The following is a 16388-nucleotide window of genomic DNA, read 5'->3' as shown; positions in this document are numbered from 1 at the left end:
ATGAAAATTTCTTATCGCTGGTTAAAAGAGTATCTCGATATTGATGTACCAGCCAAAGACTTAGCAGAAAAAATCGAACGGGGTTCCGTTGAAATTGATTCTGTCGAAAAGCCTAGTGATGGTCTTAAAAAGATCGTGGTCGGTGAAGTGATGTCCATGGAACCGCATCCCGATTCTGATCACTTAAACATTTGCCAAGTTGATATTGGGGAAGACGACCTATCCCAAATCGTATGTGGCGCACCCAATGTTGCGCCTAACCACAAAGTTATTGTTGCACTGCCTGGTTCAAGAATCGGCGGCAACGTCAAAATTAAGCGGTCTAAGATGCGTGGCGTCACTTCCAATGGGATGATCTGTGCGCTGGATGAAATTGGGTTCAGCAAGGACGTTGTCCCAAAGGAATGGGCGGACGGTATTTACTTCTTGCCAGACGATGCCGAAGTCGGTGAACCGGTTTTCCCTTACCTTGGGATGGACGATGAGCTGATCGACGTTGATGTAACCCCTAACCGTGGCGACATGCTGAGTGTTTACGGTGTCGCAAATGACGTCGCTGCGTTGTACGACAAAACTGCTAAGTTGAATCACCCTGATGTGACTGAAATTGGCGAAAAAGCTGTTGATCAGGTGACGTTGGACACGGATGAAAGCCTAGCACCAATCTATAAGATGCGGCTCGTTAAAAACGTGACGATTAAACCAAGTCCACGCTGGTTACAGATTAAATTGTGGAACGCTGGCGTTCGCCCGATCAATAACGTGGTCGATGTCACTAACTACATTTTGCTGAAGTATGGTCAACCGCTGCACGCCTTTGACTTTGATAAGATCAAGGGGAACACGGTCGTGACTCGAAACGCGCGGGCAGGCGAAAAGCTTACTACGTTGGATGAGGAAGAACACGACCTTGATGCAAACGACATCGTGATTGCTGATACGGATAAGCCGATTGCATTAGCCGGTGTGATGGGCGGCTTCAATTCAAGAATTGATGACGACACCACAACGGTTGCCATTGAATCAGCTGTGTTCCAGCCAACATTGATCCGGAAAACGGCGCAGCGGCACAACCTGCACACGGATGCATCCCAACGTTTCGAACGTGGGGTCAACCGTGGCGGCGTTGCCGAAGCCTTAGACGCTGCTGCTCAGATGATGGACGAACTGGCAGATGGTGATAGTTTAACGGGCATCGTGACCGGTGCAGAATACGACGTGACTGACGTCAACGTTGACGTCACACTCAGCCGTATCAACCATGTGCTGGGGACTGAATTGTCTGCTGATGAGGTTACTGCTATCTTTAAACGTCTTGGCTTTGGTGTCGCATTGAATGGTGAGACCTATACCGTAACTGTGCCGCCACGTCGTTGGGACATTCATATTGAAGCCGACCTGCTGGAAGAAGTTGCCCGGATCTACGGTTATGATGCCATTCCATCAACGTTACCAGTTGGCCCGACGACTCTGGGTAGTTTAACTGATAAGCAACGGTTGATTCGCGCATCACGTAGTTTGTTGGAAGGATTTGGCCTGAACCAAGCAATCTCATATGCCTTAACCACCAACGAAAAGGCACAACAATTCCTGATGCGTGACACAGAAACGACAGAACTCAGCTGGCCAATGACCGCTGACCACACTACCTTGCGCGAAAACTTAGTGAGTGGGTTGCTGGACGACGTTGCGTATAACAACGCGCGCCACGTGAACGACATTGCGCTTTACGAACAAGGCCGGGTGTTCTACCGTGAGGGCGACGAAGTTCGACCAAGCGAACAAGAACATATCGCCGGGGTCATCAGTGGTGAGTTGACACCAACGAGTTGGCAGAACAGCAAGGCCCAAAAGGTTGATTTCTATCAACTGAAGGGCATCGTTGAACAATTCTTAGCTAACCTTGACGTCGAAGGCGACGTGACCTTTGAAGCCACCGACAAGTATCCAGAAATGCACCCAGGCCGAACGGCTGATATTGCCATTCATGGGCACTACGTTGGCTTTATCGGGCAGGTGCACCCAACGACAGCGTCAGCATACAAGATCAAAGAATCATATGTGTTCGAACTGAACCTGGATGCCTTGATCGACATGCCAAAGAAGGCCAACCAGTACGAACCAATTTCGAAGTACCCGGCTGTAACTCGGGACATTGCGCTATTAGTCGATCGGGCAGTCACAAACGATGAGATCTTAGCTAAGATCCGCAAGCGTGGCGGGGCTTATCTGAAGTCCGTCAAACTGTTTGATGTTTACGCCGGCAAGAACTTGCCGGTTGGTAAGCAATCGATGGCCTACACCTTGACGTATCAAAATCCAAACGATACGTTAACGGATGATGAGGTCAACCAAGCATTTGCTAAGGTTGAGAAGATCTTGACTGAGGATCTGCACGCTGAAATTAGATAGTTATTAAATGCTTTAAAAGGCCAAGGATTTTGGATCCTTGGTCTTTTTGTGGGGAGTAAGTTGGTGGCGCTTTCTGTTGGTGTTGGGGTATAGGTGCGCTTGTTGTGTGGTTGGTTCCTTGCAGATTATGGGTGGAATTTCTGGACGATTACTGCTGAGACTTCATGGGATTGGAATTTTTGGTGGGGTTCTGTTATATTGTGGAAACGTGTTCAGCAAGCCAAGGGGCGGCCATGTAAGGAACTCTTGCAAAAATGCCAAGCCCGAGCATTTCTGCAAGAGTTCCTTACATTCTGCCCCCTTAACCGGCTTGCTTCACACTCTGCTTCTATTACAAATTCCTCAAGAACCCACAATATTACTGCAATCAACGTCGTTTTTTGGTAAACTATACAAGATTGAAAAAGAAACGGAACGGGGGAACTACTCGTGGATAAAGATAACCAACCCACCAAAAATGAGTCAGAGAACACTAAGCTGGACAGCACGGCCGCGGATGCCCAGACAACTGATACGACGGCACAGACACCAAATTCTGCACCTTCAAAAAATGATCAACAGGTAACTGGTGACAGCGGTGACAGTCAACCAACTGAGTCGGCAACGCCGTCGGGGACGATGCCACCAACAGGTAATGGGGGATCGACGCCGCCAACACCGCCAGAAAAACCGGGCAAGCCCAAGATGAGCATGGGTCACCGGATCATTATCGGCGTGGTCAGCATTTTGGTTGTCCTTGTTGTCGTGAGCGGTATCGGGTTTTATCGATACTTTAAGTCGGCGCAAAAGCCGTTAAATGCCCATAGTACCCAAGTCGTTCAAGTGGATATTCCCATGGGTGCCTCAACGAAAAAAATTGGGTCGATCCTGCAAGAAAAGAACATCGTCAAAAGTGGGATGGTCTTCAACTATTTCGTGAAGTCACGTAACTTTACTGCCTTTCGTGCGGGTTATTACCAATTGAAGTCTTCAATGACCTTGACCCAGATTGCTAAACAGCTCGAAAAGGGCGGTTCCAGTGAACCTATTCAGAGTTCCAAAGGGAAAGTGCTCGTCCGTGAAGGGGTTCAGATCAAGGACATTGCGACAACGATTGCGGCTTCAACTGATTTTAGTAAGAGTGAATTTCTGAGTTTAATGAAGGATCAAACCTTTATGAATCAGCTCTACAAACAATATCCACAGCTCTTAAAGTCAACGATGACAAGCAAGCACGTGCGGTATAAGTTGGAAGGCTATCTGTATCCAGCAACGTACACGGTAAATAAAAAAATGTCACTCAAGCAGCTGGTTGAACAAATGGTTGGTGCGACCAACACGGAAATGAGACCTTATTATAAGTACATTGCTAAGAAAAAGATGACGGTTCAGCAGGTGCTGACCTTATCATCGCTCGTTGAACGTGAAGGGGTCACCAACACTGACTGGCGTAAGATTGCCGGTGTCTTCTTTAACCGAATCAAACAGGGGATGCCATTGCAATCTGATATTTCTGTGATGTATGCCATCAACAAGCATAAAAAGAATTTATCAGATAGTGATCTGCAATCAAATTCACCATATAACCTGTATAAGTACGCGGGTTATGGACCAGGACCATTTAACAGTCCAAGTTCAGATTCCATCAAGGCCGTTTTAAAGCCGTTAGACGAAAGCAAGGGGTATCTGTACTTCGTTGCGAATATGAAGACGGGTAAGATCTACTACTCTAAGACATTGGCTGAACACAACGAAAAATCAGCAAGTTTAAGTTCTGCAAATAACTAAGTAACAAATGGGAAAGGATCTTCAATTCAACATGGCAGCTACGCAATCAAAACCCGTCATCATTGGTGTGACAGGCGGGTCAGGCAGTGGCAAGACCACTGTCAGTCAGGCAATTTATCATAATTTTTCAAATGAATCGATCATGATTTTGCAACAAGATGCTTATTATAATGATCAAGCTGAAATGACGATGGCAGAACGGCGCGCAGTGAACTACGACCACCCGCTGGCCTTCGATACCGATCTCTTGATCACCCAACTCAAACAGTTGCAACAGTACAAGAGTGTTGAGAAGCCGGTGTACGACTACACGCAGTCAACGCGTAGTGACAAAACGATTCACCAGGAACCAAAGGATGTCATCATTGTTGAGGGCGTTTTAATTCTTGATGATCAGCGGTTGCGTGATTTGATGGATATTAAAGTTTTCGTTGATACGGATGATGATATTCGCATTATTCGCCGAATTGAGCGTGATATTAAGGAACGCGGCCGTGATTTAGATTGGATCATCGACCAGTACTTGGCGACGGTCAAACCAATGTATCATCAATTTGTCGAGCCGACAAAGCGTTACGCTGATCTGATCGTGCCTGAGGGTGGCGAGAATCGCGTGGCCATTGATCTCTTGACCACAAAAATCCGGTCGATCCTGATGCGTAAGAAGAATGGTCGGGCGCAAAACAGCACCCAAGTCATTTAGCGATTAGGGGTTGCAAGTCGCCTACGAGCATGATATTGTAGGCGACAGACATATTATAAAGAATTTAAGAGGTGGCTATTTTGGCTGAAGAAAAAACCTATCCAATAACTGCGGAAGGCAAAGTCAAATTGGAACAAGAATTAGAAGATCTTAAAATGAACAAGCGTCCTGACGTGATCAGTCGGATTCAGATTGCGCGTAGTTATGGAGACTTGTCAGAAAACTCAGAGTACGAGTCTGCCAAGGAAGAGCAATCAATGTTGGAAAGTCGTATCTCAACGGTTGAACACATGATTCAATACGCTGAAGTCATTGACAATGACAACACGGATAAGGATGAGATCACCGTTGGGAAAAAGGTGACCTTCAAAGAATTACCCGATGAAGAGCCAGAAAGCTACATTATCGTTGGGGCCGCTGAAGCAGACCCAATGACTGGCAAGATTTCAAACGATTCTCCAATCGCTAAGGGGCTGTTAGGCCATCGAGTTGGTGAAGAGGTCACGATCAACATTCCTGCTGGCGATATGAAAGTTAAAGTTTTAACTGTTGAACCTGCATAAAGCGGCGTCATTTAAAAAGTATCCGTTGATTCGCGCCAATGCGAAGATACGGGTACTTTTTTGATGTAAATTTCTTAAATTTCACAAGTGTGACTGAGCGTAGCAGATGCGTGTGGTTGAAAATAACCAAGAATTGATAGGGATTAAGAATTACTATTCTTTAGTTAGTGTATTTGACTTGCGTTTTTGTGAAATACAAGGTATAAATGAGATGTATTGAAAACGTATACAACTTGTGAAGGGGATATCATTAATGAAGATTACAGTTTCGGATCGCGCAAGCAAATGGTTCCACGCAGATATGGGTCTTGAAGACGGCCGTGGGGTACGTTTCTATGGTAAAGTCTATGGTAAAACACCCGTCCATGACGGCTTCTCCCTTGCATTAACGCCTGATGACCATCCTAAGAATCCCTATGCAGTTACCGAAAAAGATGGTATTACTTACTTTGTGCAACAGGGTGACGCCTGGTTCTTTAAGGGGTATGATCTGGGAATCGATTATGACCCACAGATCGATGGGCCAAAGTATGACTATATTGAAAATGGCGAACTATAGACATGTGTCGGGTGTTTAATCAGTTAACCCGTTTTAGATGACACAAAAACACGGTTTAGGACCTCTGTTGAGCTCTTGAACCGTGTTTTATTTGCCTATCTGTGACTAGTGTTGACGTCGGCGCCATAGGTATAAGCTGCCGCATCCAGCGAGACAGATGAGACTGATGGCGAGGCCGAGGTTGAATAGTGGTGGCCAATAGCTGATATGAATCGTGTGGGTACCCTTGGACAAGTTGAGTGCCAAGAAAGTATCAGCAGCCTTCTTTGCAGTGACTGGATGGCCATCAACGGTAACGTGCCAGCCCTTACTGTAAGGAATCGTTGTCATTAGGGTGGCATTGTTATGCGGCGCTGTGACAGTCCCTGTAATTGACCGTTGGGGATGATGCGTCACGTTTAGCGGATGCGCCTGCAATGTCTTGAGTGATGACTTGAATTCTGAATTGTTGAACTTGTAAAGGGTGAAGTTTTGCAACCACAGCGTACTCTTCTTGAAATTCAGTTGAATTTTAACTGTTTTGCCCTTGTCGTGGTTGGCAATGTTGACGACGATCGTGTGCCGATAGGTTGGGTATTGGCTGAGCGTCTTACCGTTCAACAGAACCGTCACGTTATCTTCATCCATGTCGGCGCCCATAGTGAGGTAGTAGGAATCGTTACTGGTGGGTTTAAACGTCAGGGTGACTGAACCAGGTTTTAGTAAGTTCGCCTTTTGCAGGAACGCACCAGTCAATTTTGTTTGCTGTTTGACGTTTGAAAATAGGACATTATTGAAGTTCTCAGCTGTAAATAAGTGTTGATCTTTTTGATTGCCCGTTAGTGACGCAAAGAGATTTGCTTGATAGCGGGTTGGATCGGCAGTTGTATTCTTCAAACTCAGCACCTTTGAACTCGAAATAAAGCCCATGGACAATGCATTTGGATTCTTATAGGTCGCGACTGTGCCGTCTTCTTTGATCTTTTGGTAATCCGCCAGGTCAGCTCTAGTAGACACCGTCGGCAGGCCGGATTGGGTGAGACCAGTTGCACTAGTTGACCCGGTTAAAACTGAATCTTGGTTGATCAAATAACGGAAGTCCAGCAGGGAATCAGTGAGTTCTGTGCCATTGGTGTAGGCAACGAACCCGTCTCCATCAGGCTGACCGATGTTCCCCATAAAGGTTGGCATCGTTTTTTCCAACGTTGAGGAGAAGACGGAGCCACCGTTGAACTGACCAGTCAATGGATCGTTCTTCGTCCGCATGAAGGTTGGCGTCATCCGATAAAGACCCTTGTGCTTGCTGGTAACGCCAGCGACCTCCTTTGTCATGACCTGCTCGTAATTGCCATACTCAGTTTGACTCACATAGGTGATGTGATTCAGGCTAGTGACCATGTTGCTGGTCATTTCTGCGATGATAAATAGCGAGAAGATCACTTGGTAGAAGAAGGCCTGTTTTTGCGGCAGGGCCACCAGACAGATGGCGGCGACGTAGAAGAGGCCACCGATCATGACCTGGTTTTGACTCAAGAAGCTAAAGGATTTTAAGTTGACCCAAACGTAGATGATCGCTACTGCACCGACTACCACCATGATCAAAATCTGCGCTGGATCAGGCACAAAGTCGGCTTTTAACGCATTGGCTGCTAACCAAATCAGCCAAAAGCTCACAACAAATGAGAAGCGGTAGGGGTACCAAATTGGGAATTGCATGGCGTGCCACAGGAGGTCCAATGGTTGAAAACAAAGGGAGAGCAGGAGGACCAAGCTAATGATGAGGGCCATCCAGCGACGTCTAGATTTGATATCGGTCCGCACGAAGAAGGCAATAACACCGACTAGAACAACGCTGCCGATAAACAGGTTCGGCATTCCCTTTGGCATTTGGCTAAAGTTAAACCCGCCTAGGAACAGTTTTGCCAACATCTTAAATGGAAAGTATTCGAACTTAAATTTGACGTCTGTGACGGTGTACTGCGACTTACTCAGTGACAGTGAATACCAGGTCGGCAGCAGTGTGACGCAGGCAATGCCAGCCGCCAGCAGCGAACTGCCAATGAACCGGCCCGTTTGTTTCAATAATGCTGGACGATTCTGATACTGACTGATGGCCTCATAGATGAAGAAAAGAATCGCAAACAGGCAGACCATGTAAGCCATATAATAATTGATGATCAGTAAGGCAGCCAACCAGAAAATATAGGTTCGACAGCCCTGACCGTTGATCAATCGGAGTAGCCCAAGGACGATCAGCGGCAGAATCACGACTGCATCTAGCCACATTAAATTGAGTTGGTTGGCAATCATCCACCCCATCATGGCATAACTGGTAGCAAATCCCAGGACAGTCCAGTGGCGCTGAACGCCGGTTTTGATCAGCAACCAGGCAAAGGTAAACCCTGCAGCGCCGTATTTTAAAACGGTAATGACGAGAATCCCACTCGTGATCACGTGGTCGGGGAAGAACAGTAGGATCAGATTGAAGGGACTTAATAGGTAGTAAGTCCAGATCCCAAACATTTCGCCGCCCAAGGCTTTTTGAAAGGTATAGAAAATACCGCTTGGGTCGTGGAGTAAACAGTGCCTGAAGTAAGCATAAAAATCCACGTACTGCTGCCCAAGATCGACCGTCAGTAGGGAAGAATTCCCAAACGGTGCCATATGGCGCGACGCAAAGTAAACAGTCATGATCAGCGCCGGAAGCAGAAAACTCAGCGTTAGAATCAACCGCCGTTCCCGTTTTTCGGTCAGATTTAATTGAAATTTTGGAAACACGAAGACAACCTCCATTAAACAAGTGATGATCTCCACGAGTACTGGAGATTTTTTTCATGAGACATGGGGCGCACAGCCACCAGTGGTGATCGATGCAGATAAGTAACCCATCGAAATTTGATTCATTGTTGGATTATGACGTTCACTAGTGACGTCCGCGCACCCTTCCTAGTCATTTAGAATAGCATAAATTTCCTTACTAAGGCTTAAAAGGATGTGGAACTTCTAAAAAGTTTTAAAACCCTGTTGTGAAAATGGCCGTGCGCTTGAAATTCTGGTAAAATAATGAAGTTAGATAAGGAGCGTTTAGGACATTGAAAAATTTCTTTAATCGAATCACTCGAAAACAATCACATAGAACTGGTTCAACGAGTTCTCAAATTCCGTTCCGGATGAATTTTTTGTTCGTCATCGTAGCGCTGCTGTTCATGGCTTTAATTGCACAGTTAGCGTACCTGCAGATCCTTCACGGCTCGCAATTAAAGGCGGAGGTCAACTCAACGGATAATACGGTTGAAACCAACAACGTCCAACGTGGCGAGATTTTTGATTCTACGGGTCGGGTCCTTGTTGGGAACAAGTCGCACCAAGCCATCAGTTATACTAAGGGTGTCGACGTGCTTTCAGGTGATCTCTATAAGATTGCCAATCGACTCAGTAAGTACATTACGGTGTCTAAATCATCACTGACTTACCGTAATGAAGCGGACTACTACGTTGCGGATACGTCTCGACTGGCACAAATTGAGAAGAAATTGCCAAAGTCGCAACAGAATTCAACGGATGAGTCAGACTATGCGGTGACGTATTACATGAACCACAGCAGCCAATACAAACTGACTGCGCAACAGAAAAATGCGGCCGTGATTTACGCGAAGATGAGCGGCACATACTCGTTGTCAACGACGTACATCAAGGAAACGGGTGTGACCAATAAAGAAATTGCCGAAGTTGGGGAGCATCTTTCCGATATGCCTGGCGTTAAGGTCAGCACAAGTTGGACGCGTGACTACCCAGAAGGGAGTTCTCTAAAGAGTATTATTGGGACGGCTTCTTCAGAAAAGACAGGGCTGCCAAGTGACAAAGTCAACCAGTTCTTAGCTGAAGGCTATTCTCGAAACGACTCCGTGGGTCAGTCTTACCTTGAAGAGCAGTACGAATCTGCACTGAAGGGGACTAAGTCTCAGACTAACGTTGAAGTTTCTGGGACGAAGATCATGAAGGAAGTTAAGAAGTATGGTGGGAATAAGGGGGATAACCTGCAGTTGACCATCAACGCTTCCTTCCAAAAGAAGCTGCAAGCCCTCGTGAAGTCGGCTGAATCAAGTGCCGGCGGCGATTCAACTGGGACTTACGCGGTCGTGATGAACCCGAACACGGGTGCCGTCATTGGGATGGCTGGTGAAGACCGAAACCCATCGACTGACAAGTTAACTGAAAATGCCTTGGGTACCATGACCAGCGCGATTACAATGGGGTCAGTGGTTAAGGGTGCCATGGTTTCCGGTGCCCTGATGGATGGTGTGATCACGCCATCCAATAACACCTTGGAAGAAATGCCGATCCGTGTTGGTGGGGTCAAAAAGTCGTCATGGTTTAACTCGTCAGGGAGTGCCGATATGGAATTGACCGCACCACTTGCGTTGGAAGTTTCTTCTAACTCTTACATGATGCAGTTGGCCATGAAGGAAGCTGGGTTCCATTACTACTCTGGGGCACCATTAACCATGAGTACCAGTATCTTCGCTAAGTTACGGGGTTACTTCTACCAGTTTGGCCTCGGTGTGAAGACCGGGATCGATATTCCTGGTGAAACAACGGGGATCGAAGGGGCAAGTACCAAAGCACATATTGGGAACGCACTGGATGAGGCCTACGGTAACTACGATGGGTATACGGTCATGCAGTTGGCACAGTATATTTCGACAATTGCGAATGGTGGTCGTCGAATCCAGACCCACTTGCTGCAATCCATTCGTGGGACGAGCAAGTCAGGCGGTTTGGGTGCCATTAAAGCCAAAGTCACCCCAAACGTGTTGAACACCATTGATATGACAGCTGCTCAAAAAGCAGTCGTTAAACAAGGGTTGTACGACGTTGTTCACGGGACCAACACCTACAAAACTGGTGGCGCGCTTGATACGATCAAGCCAGCTATTTCAGCTAAGACTGGGACTGCCCAAACGTTCTACAAAGGGACTGCCACCGAAACGTTGAGTTTGGTTTCGTACGCCCCTGTGTCTCATCCTAAGGTCGTTGTCGCATTGGCAATGCCAAACTTGAGCACAAGCGATGAATCAAACAACATGACCTTAGCCAAGCAAATTTACAAGGCCTACTGGTCAACGGTTCAGTCAACCTCAACACTTTCATCAAGTTCTAGCAGCAATTAACGAGGTGTTAAGTAAAAATACTTAACATATTATCAAAATCCACTGGTAATTCTGGTTCAAAAATGATAAACTACTATGAGTTAAGGCTTTTGCCTAATTCGAGTTAAGTTGGGAGGTTAAGGCAATGCGCGTACACATTACATTGGAATGCACTGAATGTGGTGAACAAAACTACTTATCAAGTAAAAATCGGCGGAACAACCCAGACCGGGTAGAGCTTAAGAAATACTGCCCACGTCAACGCAAGGTTACGTTACACAAAGAAACAAAGTAAAAGGCAAGGGCGATGAGCCTGCGCCTTTTTTTATTAATATTGAAACGATGGACCTGTAGCCAAGCATAAGAGAGGTAAACGATGAAGAAAAAAGCACTGCGAGAACAGATTATTGCTAACTTGACGGCACTGTCACCAGATGTTCGGCACTTTCAAGCTGACGAACTTTACCAGGATCTATTTGCCAGTCATGCCTGGAATACCAGTCACACGGTCGCTGTCACGATGTCGACTGAAACTGAGTTAGACACCCAGCCGATCATTGAGGCGGCCCAACAAGCGGATAAGCGTGTGCTCGTGCCACGAACTTTTCCGGGTCGGCAAATGGAATTTGTGCCGCTGACGGATGCGGTCCGTTTAGAAACCAGTGAATACGGCATTGAAGAACCCGTTAACGGGAACGCAACTGTCAAGTCGGCAATTGATCTCATCGTCGTTCCCGGCCTTGGGTTTACCCCGGCTGGTGACCGGTTAGGCTTTGGTGGGGGTTACTATGACCGTTACTTGGCTGATTATTCTGGCCAAACGGTGTCGTTAGCACTTGACGCCCAACTCTTTGACACCCCTCAGTGGTCGGTGAAAGAACATGATATTCGCGTTCAGCAGGTAATTACAGTACACTAAGGAAGTGGCAGACACACATGCAAGTTCGAGTTAAGCGATGGTTGGCCGGCCCGTATATGACAACGGGCCTCATTGCACTAATGGTCATCATTTTTTTAGCCATGGAACTCAGCGGCGGTGCAAGCAACGTGCACGTCCTATTGACGTTCGGGGCAAAATGGGATCCGCTGATCAATCAAGGCCAGTGGTGGCGACTAATTACGCCAACGTTTCTGCATCTTTCGGTAGAGCATATCTTATTGAACATGGTCACGCTGTATTTTCTTGGGATTCAGATCGAATCACTCTTTGGTCACAGCCGTTTTCTCATCATCTTTTTAGTTTCAGGAGTTGGCGGCAACCTTGCGAGTTACGCGTTTAATCCGTCAGCAATTTCTGCTGGTGCAAGTACGGCAATCTTTGGCCTATTTGGCGCGTTTTTGATGCTTGGTGAATCCTTTTGGGAATATGATTATATTCGGCAAATGACGCAAACATTTCTCATTTTTATCTTGATGAATCTCATTTTTGGCTTTTTTACACCCGGCACTGATATTGCGGGGCACATTGGTGGGTTAGCCGCCGGATTCCTTACAGGATACGTGGTTGGCGCACCGAAAATGGGACCGGTTGCTTTCACAAAAAGAATAATTGCTGTAGTCGTTCTCATTCTTATGATGAGTGGGCTATACTATTACGGCCGAACGTTGTAAAATTGTAAAGTACTCGTGTCAGTATCGGAGGATGTCGCATTATGAAAACGCTATATGATGTACAACAGCTGCTCAAGCAGTTTGGCATTTACGTGTATGTAGGTAAGCGCCTTTGGGATATTGAAGTCATGGCGCTAGAACTTGACCATCTTCACGACGCCCAGGTCGTTGATCAACAAACGTATCTTCACGCCAAGATGGTCTTGACCCGTGAACATCGTCTCGAGGAAGCACGTGAAAGTAATAAAACCAACTAGTACTGGAGGAAACAACTCATGGCAAAGAGTTTGATTGGAATTGATTTAGGTGGAACGACCACCAAGATGGCGTTTCTCACGCACGAAGGCGAAATTACTCAAAAGTGGAGCATTCCTACTGATATCAGTAACGAAGGCGTCAATATCGTACCAAACATCATTAAGTCATTAAAGGAAACCATCAGCAAATCTGGCTACACCACGGACTCCTTTATCGGTATCGGAATGGGGACGCCTGGTGCGGTTAATATTGAAAACGGTACCGTAATTAATGCGTTTAACTTGAATTGGACCAAGACGCAACACGTTCGCGACCAGATTCAAACGGCATTGGGCTTACCGTTTGTTTTGGAAAACGATGCCAACGTTGCCGCCCTTGGTGAATTTTGGAAGGGTGCCGGCGAAAAGGATACCGACGTCATTTTCGTGACACTTGGTACCGGTGTCGGCGGCGGTGTGATTGCTGGCGGCCAACTGTTGCACGGTGTGAACGGTGGGGCCGGTGAAATTGGCCACATTTGTGTCGAACCAAACGGCTACCAGTGTACCTGTGGTAAGCGCGGCTGTCTTGAACAATATTCTTCAGCTACTGGGATCGTTCACGTTGCTAAGGACATGACAGCCGACTTTACTGGCAAGTCTCGTTTAAAGGAACTGTTTGATAACCATGAAGATGTAACCTCTAAGATGGTGGTTTACCTTGCGGATAACGGTGATATTTTAGCAAGTCGGATCGTTGACAAGGTTGCCTTTTACCTGGGCTTGGCCTTAGCTAACTCAGCTAACATTTTGAACCCAGCTAACATTATCATTGGTGGTGGCGTTTCCGCTGCCGGTAACACCCTGTTACAACCAACGACCCGTTACTTCCAAGAAAACACCTTCCCAGCAGTGCGTGACTCAACGCGCTTGAAGATGGCCCAACTGGGTAACGACGCTGGCGCAATTGGTGCCGCATCATTAGCACTTCGCTTTGAATAAAAAATAGCGTATACTTAATGACGGTAGTTTTTATTTTAAAGTAGAAGGGACGATGGAGATGGCTGCAGCAATTTCAACAACGGGACTTTATACGATCGTGCTGCTCATCATCGTTGTCGGTTGGCTGCTATGGCGGCTGTATACGCTTTATCAGCGGAACCAAGCGGCAAAATTGATTGATGAAGAGACGTTTAGACAAGGCATGCGCAAGGCCCAGGTGATCGATGTTCGAGAAAAGAAGGACTTCGATGCCGGCCATATTTTAGGCGCACGCAGCATTCCTTATTCAACGTTACGCGCATACTATCAACAGTTGCGTAAGGATCTGCCAATCTACCTGTATGACCAAGGCAAGGAAATGAGTTCACGTTCAGCAATCTTCTTGAAAAAGAAGGGCTATACGCAACTCTTTATCTTGAAAACCGGTTATGCGCGGTGGGATGGTAAAACCAAGCAATCTTAATGAGAAACCAAAAAAACGCTGGTCGGTTGACTGGCGTTTTTTTGTGGTTACATGGACTAATTAATATCGGCGCTGGATACTTTTGGATCAGGGTGGTAGTATTTCTTTTTTGACGATAGTAGAGGTATTTCATAAAGATGGCGTTCTATTGTCCGTTAGAAAAAACGCCTTCCGAAAACCAGACGCCCTTACGCTCCGCTATCTTAACGGTTTTCTCCACGCTCTAATTATGAGCAATACAATAAAGAGACGTTTTAATGATGTGCTTCTCTGTTATATAGTTGAAATGCGTTCCGAAAACCAAAGACTTGCACAGAAGGGTGTCATGCGACAAAATCCAAACCCGGGATTTTATCGCATAACACCCTTCTGATCCAGTCTTTAACCGGTTTTCTCCACGCTCTAATTATGAGAGATTTACTAATGAATTCTCTAATTGTAGCGCTTTTCTTTCCTCAAGCTGAAACGCGTTCCGCCCCCTAACCGGTTTTCTCCACGCTCTAATTATGAGCAATATAATAAAGAGACGTTGTAATGTTGTGCTTCTCTGTTATATAGCTGAAACGCGTTCCGAAAACCAGACAGCTGCACGTAAGGGCGTCACGGCACAAAATCCAAACCCGGGATTTTATGCCATAACGCCCTTACGCTCCGCTATCTTAACGGTTTTCTCCACGCTCTAATTATGAGCCGATCGACTCTTTCTTGCTGCTTTTTTACGGTTGTCTTCAAAACGTTGTTCTTGGTCTTCGATGGGTTCGACGATCTTCTTTTTAAAGGAGAGGACGGCACCGGCTACTGCGCCTAGTGTGGCCACTGATCCAAAAAGAAAGCCCTTTGCAAAATGTTTCATTGAGAAAGCCCCCTTAACAAGTTAGAATATAGATTGTGTTAGTTACATTATGCAGGTTTTGCCTGCAAATATCCAGTATCTGAAGTTAAATTATAGCGGAGTGACAATATGAAAAAGTTAATGGCCATTATCGGCCCAACGGCGGTTGGTAAAACGGCCTTATCAATCAAATTAGCACAGGTCTTTAATGGCGAAGTGATCTCTGGGGACTCCATGCAGGTCTATCAAGGTTTAGATATTGGCACAGCTAAGATCACAGCTGATGAAAAGCAGGGCGTGCCGCACTACTTAATTGATATTAAACAGCCGAATGAACGGTATTCTGTTGCTGATTTTGTGGCCAGCGCACAGCAACTGATCGATGAGATAACCGCACGTGGTCATGTGCCCATGATCGTCGGCGGTACTGGTTTTTACTTAAAGGCACTCCTCTACGACATGACGCTTGGTGGTGACACTTATGAACCGTCAGAGGCTGTTCGCCAAAAATGGCACCAGTACGCGACTATTAGGGGCCAACAGGCGCTTTGGGACCACCTTGCAAGCATTGATCCAGATGCTGCTGAGAAGATTCCAGTCTCAAATGAACGGCGTGTTGTCCGAGCACTTGAGGTCTATGACCGAACAGGTGAGTTATTTTCAAAACAATCATCCGGCACAAAATTACGTTATGACCCGCTCATCATTGGCCTGAATACGGACCGTGTGTTGCTGTATCAGCGCATTAACCAACGTGTGGACCAAATGCTGGATGAAGGGCTAGAACGAGAAGCACGGCAATTATTTGACGCAGGTGGCCAGGACTGGCAGTCGGGCAAAGGAATCGGTTATCGCGAGTTCTTCCCGTATTTTGAGCATCAGCAACCAAAACAAGAAACGGTCGAGCAAATTAAGCAGGATACGCGGCACTATGCCAAGCGCCAGCTGACTTGGTTTCGCCATCAGGTCCCCGTTACTTGGTTCGACATTGTCCAGCATCCGGAGCAGCTGCCGACCATTCAGGATACCGTTTCGCAGTGGCTTTTAAACTGATGTAATAAAATCTTACATGCGTTCTTGACATCCCATTTCACCGTGGTATGATAAACCC

15 protein-coding genes are annotated in these 16388 nt (G+C 46.5%); 13 read left to right on the top strand and 2 right to left on the bottom strand.

The window, feature by feature from the left end; translation table 11 throughout:
• The 5 genes from pheT to AYR61_RS12960 all read left to right on the top strand — a co-directional run bounded on the left by pheT (window position 1) and on the right by AYR61_RS12960 (window position 6004).
• Window positions 1-2412, top strand: coding sequence for a phenylalanine--tRNA ligase subunit beta (pheT, locus tag AYR61_RS12980; protein ID WP_056987642.1), 2412 nt, complete (start codon window positions 1-3; stop codon window positions 2410-2412).
• A 618-nt stretch (window positions 2413-3030) separates the two neighbouring features.
• A complete protein-coding gene (gene mltG, locus AYR61_RS12975) occupies window positions 3031-4179 on the top strand; it encodes an endolytic transglycosylase MltG (protein ID WP_082615666.1) in 1149 nt (382 codons plus the stop codon).
• Window positions 4180-4210: 31 nt separating this feature from the next.
• The gene (gene udk / locus AYR61_RS12970) at window positions 4211-4882 is read left to right on the top strand and encodes a uridine kinase (RefSeq protein ID WP_054707320.1); all 672 of its coding nucleotides are present in this window, start codon (window positions 4211-4213) and stop codon (window positions 4880-4882) included.
• 80 nt (window positions 4883-4962) lie between these two features.
• A complete protein-coding gene (gene greA / locus AYR61_RS12965) occupies window positions 4963-5445 on the top strand; it encodes a transcription elongation factor GreA (protein ID WP_065903402.1) in 483 nt (160 codons plus the stop codon).
• A 253-nt stretch (window positions 5446-5698) separates the two neighbouring features.
• Window positions 5699-6004, top strand: coding sequence for a HesB/YadR/YfhF family protein (locus AYR61_RS12960; RefSeq protein ID WP_054706948.1), 306 nt, complete (start codon window positions 5699-5701; stop codon window positions 6002-6004).
• A gap of 105 nt (window positions 6005-6109) precedes the next feature.
• Here AYR61_RS12960 and AYR61_RS12955 read toward each other — a convergent pair whose 3' ends face one another.
• Window positions 6110-8761 carry a YfhO family protein gene (locus AYR61_RS12955; RefSeq protein ID WP_225356488.1) on the bottom strand — a complete coding sequence of 884 codons (2652 nt, stop codon included), beginning with the start codon at window positions 8759-8761 and terminating at the stop codon, window positions 6110-6112.
• 428 nt (window positions 8762-9189) lie between these two features.
• Between AYR61_RS12955 and AYR61_RS12950 the strand changes: the two genes are divergently transcribed.
• The 7 genes from AYR61_RS12950 (at window position 9190) to AYR61_RS12925 (ending at window position 14445) form a co-directional block, all read left to right on the top strand.
• A complete protein-coding gene (locus AYR61_RS12950; protein WP_404814631.1) occupies window positions 9190-11154 on the top strand; it encodes a peptidoglycan D,D-transpeptidase FtsI family protein in 1965 nt (654 codons plus the stop codon).
• A gap of 124 nt (window positions 11155-11278) precedes the next feature.
• On the top strand, window positions 11279-11428 hold the full coding sequence (rpmG, locus tag AYR61_RS15005; protein ID WP_082409093.1) for a 50S ribosomal protein L33: 150 nt from the start codon (window positions 11279-11281) through the stop codon (window positions 11426-11428).
• 81 nt (window positions 11429-11509) lie between these two features.
• A complete protein-coding gene (locus AYR61_RS12945; RefSeq protein WP_054706955.1) occupies window positions 11510-12052 on the top strand; it encodes a 5-formyltetrahydrofolate cyclo-ligase in 543 nt (180 codons plus the stop codon).
• 17 nt (window positions 12053-12069) lie between these two features.
• A complete protein-coding gene (locus tag AYR61_RS12940; RefSeq protein WP_065903394.1) occupies window positions 12070-12744 on the top strand; it encodes a rhomboid family intramembrane serine protease in 675 nt (224 codons plus the stop codon).
• A gap of 41 nt (window positions 12745-12785) precedes the next feature.
• Window positions 12786-13001, top strand: a complete 216-nt coding sequence (locus AYR61_RS12935; protein WP_054706962.1) for a YqgQ family protein — start codon at window positions 12786-12788, stop codon at window positions 12999-13001.
• Between the two features lie 18 nt (window positions 13002-13019).
• On the top strand, window positions 13020-13982 hold the full coding sequence (locus AYR61_RS12930) for an ROK family glucokinase (RefSeq protein ID WP_065903392.1): 963 nt from the start codon (window positions 13020-13022) through the stop codon (window positions 13980-13982).
• Between the two features lie 52 nt (window positions 13983-14034).
• A complete protein-coding gene (locus AYR61_RS12925) occupies window positions 14035-14445 on the top strand; it encodes a rhodanese-like domain-containing protein (protein ID WP_054706965.1) in 411 nt (136 codons plus the stop codon).
• Between the two features lie 679 nt (window positions 14446-15124).
• Here AYR61_RS12925 and AYR61_RS12920 read toward each other — a convergent pair.
• Window positions 15125-15298 carry a DUF3042 family protein gene (locus AYR61_RS12920; protein WP_065903390.1) on the bottom strand — a complete coding sequence of 58 codons (174 nt, stop codon included), beginning with the start codon at window positions 15296-15298 and terminating at the stop codon, window positions 15125-15127.
• Window positions 15299-15406: 108 nt separating this feature from the next.
• Here AYR61_RS12920 and miaA point away from each other — a divergent pair, with 108 nt between their 5' ends.
• Entirely contained in the window at window positions 15407-16330 is a 924-nt protein-coding gene (gene miaA / locus AYR61_RS12915; protein WP_065903386.1) for a tRNA (adenosine(37)-N6)-dimethylallyltransferase MiaA, read from the top strand.
• The last annotated feature ends 58 nt before the right edge of the window (window positions 16331-16388 follow it).

This window comes from Secundilactobacillus paracollinoides (assembly GCF_001702155.1).
Taxonomy (GTDB): Bacteria; Bacillota; Bacilli; order Lactobacillales; family Lactobacillaceae; genus Secundilactobacillus; species Secundilactobacillus paracollinoides.
The sequence above is the reverse complement of the archived record's forward strand: the minus strand, read 5'-3'. Positions and strand labels throughout refer to the sequence as shown.

Excerpts from the sequence above, each read along its gene's own strand:
- AYR61_RS12950 (WP_404814631.1), top strand. The coding sequence starts at position 9,190 with ATGGCTTTAATTGCACAGTTAGCGTACCTGCAGATCCTTCACGGCTCG.
- mltG (WP_082615666.1), top strand. The coding sequence starts at position 3,031 with ATGCCACCAACAGGTAATGGGGGATCGACGCCGCCAACACCGCCAGAA.
- miaA (WP_065903386.1), top strand. The coding sequence starts at position 15,407 with ATGAAAAAGTTAATGGCCATTATCGGCCCAACGGCGGTTGGTAAAACG.
- AYR61_RS12935 (WP_054706962.1), top strand. The coding sequence starts at position 12,786 with ATGAAAACGCTATATGATGTACAACAGCTGCTCAAGCAGTTTGGCATT.
- AYR61_RS12960 (WP_054706948.1), top strand. The coding sequence starts at position 5,699 with ATGAAGATTACAGTTTCGGATCGCGCAAGCAAATGGTTCCACGCAGAT.
- udk (WP_054707320.1), top strand. The coding sequence starts at position 4,211 with ATGGCAGCTACGCAATCAAAACCCGTCATCATTGGTGTGACAGGCGGG.
- AYR61_RS12940 (WP_065903394.1), top strand. The coding sequence starts at position 12,070 with ATGCAAGTTCGAGTTAAGCGATGGTTGGCCGGCCCGTATATGACAACG.
- AYR61_RS12930 (WP_065903392.1), top strand. The coding sequence starts at position 13,020 with ATGGCAAAGAGTTTGATTGGAATTGATTTAGGTGGAACGACCACCAAG.
- AYR61_RS12920 (WP_065903390.1), bottom strand. The coding sequence starts at position 15,298 with ATGAAACATTTTGCAAAGGGCTTTCTTTTTGGATCAGTGGCCACACTA.
- pheT (WP_056987642.1), top strand. The coding sequence starts at position 1 with ATGAAAATTTCTTATCGCTGGTTAAAAGAGTATCTCGATATTGATGTA.
- AYR61_RS12925 (WP_054706965.1), top strand. The coding sequence starts at position 14,035 with ATGGAGATGGCTGCAGCAATTTCAACAACGGGACTTTATACGATCGTG.
- AYR61_RS12945 (WP_054706955.1), top strand. The coding sequence starts at position 11,510 with ATGAAGAAAAAAGCACTGCGAGAACAGATTATTGCTAACTTGACGGCA.
- rpmG (WP_082409093.1), top strand. The coding sequence starts at position 11,279 with ATGCGCGTACACATTACATTGGAATGCACTGAATGTGGTGAACAAAAC.